Origin of the sequence: Corallococcus sp. AS-1-12 (genome assembly GCF_020036995.1) — a bacterium.
Taxonomy (GTDB): Bacteria; Myxococcota; Myxococcia; order Myxococcales; family Myxococcaceae; genus Corallococcus.
Genome location: NZ_JAIQDD010000077.1, coordinates 1 through 3,362 on the forward strand (window position 1 = coordinate 1; position 3,362 = coordinate 3,362).

The 3,362-nt window shown below is 70.6% G+C and carries 5 protein-coding genes; all 5 read left to right on the forward strand.

The genetic code is table 11. From position 1 onward, the window contains the following. Positions 1 to 552 precede the first annotated feature (552 nt). Positions 553 to 903, forward strand: a complete 351-nt coding sequence (locus K8556_RS38675) for an IS66 family insertion sequence element accessory protein TnpB (RefSeq protein WP_223745150.1) — start codon at positions 553 to 555, stop codon at positions 901 to 903. A gap of 4 nt (positions 904 to 907) precedes the next feature. Then, positions 908 to 1,252 (forward strand): IS66 family insertion sequence element accessory protein TnpB, encoded by a 345-nt coding sequence (gene tnpB, locus K8556_RS38680; protein WP_223745151.1) that lies wholly within the window; start codon positions 908 to 910, stop codon positions 1,250 to 1,252. A 9-nt stretch (positions 1,253 to 1,261) separates the two neighbouring features. Next, positions 1,262 to 1,612: an IS66 family insertion sequence element accessory protein TnpB gene (locus tag K8556_RS38685; RefSeq protein ID WP_223745150.1), complete on the forward strand. Its 351-nt coding sequence runs from the start codon at positions 1,262 to 1,264 to the stop codon at positions 1,610 to 1,612. 4 nt (positions 1,613 to 1,616) lie between these two features. Beyond that, positions 1,617 to 1,982 (forward strand): IS66 family insertion sequence element accessory protein TnpB, encoded by a 366-nt coding sequence (gene tnpB / locus K8556_RS38690; protein ID WP_223745152.1) that lies wholly within the window; start codon positions 1,617 to 1,619, stop codon positions 1,980 to 1,982. A gap of 46 nt (positions 1,983 to 2,028) precedes the next feature. Continuing rightward, positions 2,029 to 3,362, forward strand: a 1,334-nt coding sequence (locus tag K8556_RS38695; protein ID WP_223745153.1) for an IS66 family transposase, incomplete at its 3' end; no start/stop codon positions are given.

The following is a 3,362-nucleotide window of genomic DNA, read 5'->3' on the forward strand; positions in this document are numbered from 1 at the left end:
GGGGCGATCCGCTTGGCCGACCCCGCTATGAACAGCTTGGGTGACCCCGCTGCGATCCATTACCCCGGCCCATGACACCTCGTCGTGCGCGGTGCAGTCCGGCTGCCGGCCATCGCCGCGGCCCAACTGCTGCCTGAACTCGACGCCGCCAAGCTGGCGCCTGGGGACCTCGACGACTGGTAGCAGCTCCGTGCTCAACTCGAAGCCCGACGCGTCCCCCGCATCATGGGCCGACGCTTTCGCGATGACCCGGACGGCTACCTCCGAGGCGTCGAAGAGACGCTCAGGCCATATTTGCCGGCGTAGGAAAAAAGTCCTTCACCGCCTGCGAGCGCGACGCGCCGCAAAACCTCTGGCGCCGGCGTGTCCTTGCCGCGCTCCTGAGCGTCGTGAACGTGCGGCGGCTCGTCTTTCTCGACGAGTCCTTCTGCAATACCTCCATGGCACGCGAGTACGAATGGGCTCCAGTGGGGCAATGTGCCCGAGGCGTGCGCCCTGGAGGCCGCTGGACGACCTTGAGTAAGCGTCCGGCCAACGACGTGATGAGGGGCGTTGAGTGACGCGCCGCCGCCGTGGACCCTGGCGCGCATGTCGAAGCCGGTGGAGAAGCAGGAGTGGTTCCGTGTCGCCGAGGCTTTCGAGGCGAGCGGGCTGACGCAGGTGGAGTTCGCGCGGCAGCGGGGCGTGCGGCTGAGCACGGTGCAGTCGTGGGTGTACCGTCGGCGCCGGCACCTGGCGGCGAAGGCCGAGCCGGTCCGCCTGCTGCCAGTCCAGGTGACGGCCCCCGTGGAGCCGAGCCCCCCCCTCGTCGAAGTCGTCACGGAGGGCGGGGCTCGCCTGCGCTTTGCCGTGGGCGTTGACGTGGGGTACGTGGCCCGACTCGTCGCCGCGCTGGGGCGGTGAGGCGGTGTTCGCCCTTCCTGCGTCGGTGCGCGTGGTGCTGGCCACCGCGCCCGTGGACATGCGTAAGTCCATTGACGGCCTCATGGCGCTGGTGCGCGCCGAGTGGGGCGAGGACGTCTACTCGGGACACCTCTTCGCCTTCGTCTCGCGCAGGGGCGACCGAGTCAAGGTGCTGACGTGGAGCCGGGGCGGCTTCGTGCTGCTGTACAAGCGGCTGGAGACGGGGCGCTTCCGGCTGCCGCCGGTGGACGCGGGCGCGCAGGTGGTGCACCTGGACGCCACGCAGTTGGCGATGCTGCTGGACGGCATCGACGTGGCCCAGGTGGTAAGCGTCCGGCCAACGACGTGATGAGGGGCGTTGAGTGACGCGCCGCCGCCGTGGACCCTGGCGCGCATGTCGAAGCCGGTGGAGAAGCAGGAGTGGTTCCGTGTCGCCGAGGCTTTCGAGGCGAGCGGGCTGACGCAGGTGGAGTTCGCGCGGCAGCGGGGCGTGCGGCTGAGCACGGTGCAGTCGTGGGTGTACCGTCGGCGCCGGCACCTGGCGGCGAAGGCCGAGCCGGTCCGCCTGCTGCCAGTCCAGGTGACGGCCCCCGTGGAGCCGAGCCCCCCCCTCGTCGAAGTCGTCACGGAGGGCGGGGCTCGCCTGCGCTTTGCCGTGGGCGTTGACGTGGGGTACGTGGCCCGACTCGTCGCCGCGCTGGGGCGGTGAGGCGGTGTTCGCCCTTCCTGCGTCGGTGCGCGTGGTGCTGGCCACCGCGCCCGTGGACATGCGTAAGTCCATTGACGGCCTCATGGCGCTGGTGCGCGCCGAGTGGGGCGAGGACGTCTACTCGGGACACCTCTTCGCCTTCGTCTCGCGCAGGGGCGACCGAGTCAAGGTGCTGACGTGGAGCCGGGGCGGCTTCGTGCTGCTGTACAAGCGGCTGGAGACGGGGCGCTTCCGGCTGCCGCCGGTGGACGCGGGCGCGCAGGTGGTGCACCTGGACGCCACGCAGTTGGCGATGCTGCTGGACGGCATCGACGTGGCCCAGGTGAGGCGCCAGCCCGCCTGGGCGCCTCCCGGGCGCACGGGCACCTGACGCGCCCTGCCCGGGACGCCTCCGCGCCGTGGCGTGTTGAGGCTACGTGCCGCGCGAACTCCCTCAAGAGCACTTCTGCCCCTGGCGCGAGGAGGCGGAGGAACTCAAGGAGCGCCTGACGTCGCTGGAGGCGAAAATGGCGACGCTGGAGCGCCACGTCTTCGGCCGCAGGACGGAGAAGCTGCCGACGGTGGCCGACGAGCTACGCGGGGACGCGGACTCGACGGCGGCCCGGGCCGAGGCCGCGAAGAAGAAGCGCCAGGAGAGGGCCACCCGGAAGGCAGAGGAGGCTCCGGAACGTGAGATTCGCCACGCCGTCCCGGACGAGGAGCGCCAGTGCCCAGCGTGCGGCGGCGAGGACTTGAAGCCGCTGGGCAAGGGACGCACCTCGGTGCTGTACGAGTACGTACCGGCGCGCTTCGAGCGGCAGGTGCATGTGCAGGAAGTCCTGGCATGCACCTGCGGAAGGGGTGTCGTCACCGCGCCGCCACCGGCCCGGGTGGTGGACAGGGGCGAGTACGGCCCCGGCTTCATCGCGCACGTGGTGACGTCGAAGTGCGCGGACGCCATGCCGCTGCACCGGCTGGCCCAGCGGGTGGAGCGAAGCGGCGTGCCCATGAGTCGCAGCACCCTGACGGACCTCTTCCACCAGGCCGCCTCGGTGCTGCTGCCGCTGTCCCAGCACCTCCTGCAATGCATTGCCTCGGCGGACGTGGTGTGGGCCGACGAGACGCCGCTGCGCGTGCTGGACGTGAAGAAGACTCGTCTGGGCTACCTCTGGACTTTCCTCACCCGGAATGACGCGGGCGAGTGGCTCATCGGCTACCGCTTCAGCATGGGCCGGGCCAGCAAGACGCCGAAGGAAGTCCTGGGTGGCACCGCGGGCGCGCTCGTGGTGGACGCGTACACCGGCTACAACGCGGTGACGCTGCCGCAGGGCCGGGTGCGCGTCGGCTGCTGGGCCCATGTGCGTCGCCGCTTCTTCGACGCGCTGGCCACCGCGCCCGAAGCGCGTGAGGCCCTGGACTTCATCCTCGAACTCTACCGGGTGGAGGCCCAGGCGCGAGAGGCGGACGTGGTGCGCACCGCGGCCCACCGCGAGCTGCGCCAGGTGCACAGCGCCCCCGTCCTCGCCAGGCTGCGCGTCTGGCTTGAAGCCCAGGCACCGCGTCACCCGCCCAAGAGTCCACTGGGCCAGGCCATCTCCTACGCCCTCAAGCAGTGGGAGGCCCTCACGCGCTTCGTGGAGAATGAGCGCCTGCCTCTCGACAACAACCGCTCGGAGGCGGCGCTGAGAAAGGCGGCAACGGGGGTTTCATTGTGCGTCACCTCTTCGGGATGTTGTCGGCTTCCGGCCGCCACGGCGGCAGTTCTTGGGTG